Source organism: Lentzea sp. NPDC060358, assembly GCF_042725365.1.
In the GTDB taxonomy this organism is placed as follows: Bacteria; Actinomycetota; Actinomycetes; order Mycobacteriales; family Pseudonocardiaceae; genus Lentzea.
The window spans coordinates 1-1,200 of sequence record NZ_JBHXCW010000487.1; the positions used below are offsets into that span (position 1 = coordinate 1).

A 1,200-nucleotide genomic window follows, 5' to 3' on the forward strand; every position below is an offset into this window, starting at 1 on the left:
GCGGTGGCCCGGCCCAGCGCGCGGGCCTCGGGGGCGAAGTCCCGGCCCTCGGCCAGCGAGCGCAGCGCGAGCCGCCAGCCGTCCTCGGCGCCGCCCAGGAACGGCTGGAGCACACCGAGGGTGAGCGGCCCGGGGGTGCGGGCCTCGAACCAGGCGACCGGCGCGGGCACCCGGCCGCAGCCCTCCCGGGCCAGTGCCAGCGGCAGTTCCAGGTCGGGGTTGGTGCCGGGGAAGAGCCGTCGGAAGATCTTGAGGATGTAGGCGTCGCCGTAGACGAGCGAGGTGTTGGACTGCTCGGTGTCCAGCAGCCGCGGGGCGAGCCGGGCGGGGACGGCCGGGCCGCTGCGGTCGAAGCGCAGGGCGCCGAGGGCGCCGGGGGTGCGGAACCGTTCCAGCAGGAGCCCGGCGAGGTGCGGGTCGTGCAGCCCTTCGTAGACGGTGCGCCCGGCGAGCGGGCCCTCGGCCACCCGGCCGATGAGCGCGGGCGCCAGCCGGGGCGGCAGCACGGCCCGTACTCCGAGCAGCAGTTGGTAGCAGTCGTCCGGGGAGTGTCCGGGCGAGGCCGGCTGGTGGACCCGGACCAGCAGATGGAGCAGCCCGGCCCCGGTCCCGGCGCCCACCGGCAGCATCTCGGTCGCCGACACCAGCGAGAAGCCGGTGATCGCCCGGCCCTTCCCGGCGAACCAGCGCTGCCGGGGCAGCCAGTCCCGCTGCAGCGGGGCGAGCGTCGGAAGCAGGCCGGTGCCGCGGGACGGTGCGGCCCGTGTGGATACAGCCTCCGACATGGCGTCGAGTCCTTTCCCCGGGCACACCGCGGGATGCGGGCGGTGTCCTGGATTGCGGTGGTCGATGTCCGGCCGTACGGAGCGTGCCGGGGCGGGACGGTCCGTACGGCCGCCCGGTGGGGGACCGTCCGTGCCACCCCGGCGAGGACGGTCCCGTGGCCGGGCTCAGCCCGCCGACGCGTCCGCGTGCAGCCGGAACCAGTAGAAGCCGTGCCCGGCCAGCGTCAGCAGGTACGGCGGCCGTTCGATCACCGGGAAGCGCACCCCGCCGATCAGCTCCACCGGACGGCGCCCGGTGAAGGCCCCCAGGTCGAGCTCGGTCGGCTGCGCGAACCGGGAGAAGTTGTGCACGCAGAGCACCAGGTCGTCGCCGTGCTCACGGGTGAAGGCGAGCACCGCCGGGTTGGACGAGGGC

Annotated in this window: 1 protein-coding gene and 1 pseudogene; both read right to left on the reverse strand. The window is 75.8% G+C overall.

Going from position 1 to position 1,200, the window contains the following annotated elements; genetic code table 11:
• A pseudogene (locus ACFWGZ_RS41075) lies at positions 1-785 on the reverse strand (hypothetical protein); the annotation flags it as partial.
• A gap of 165 nt (positions 786-950) precedes the next feature.
• On the reverse strand, positions 951-1,200 hold a 250-nt coding region (locus tag ACFWGZ_RS41080; RefSeq protein WP_382456987.1), incomplete at its 5' end, for an alpha-glucosidase C-terminal domain-containing protein.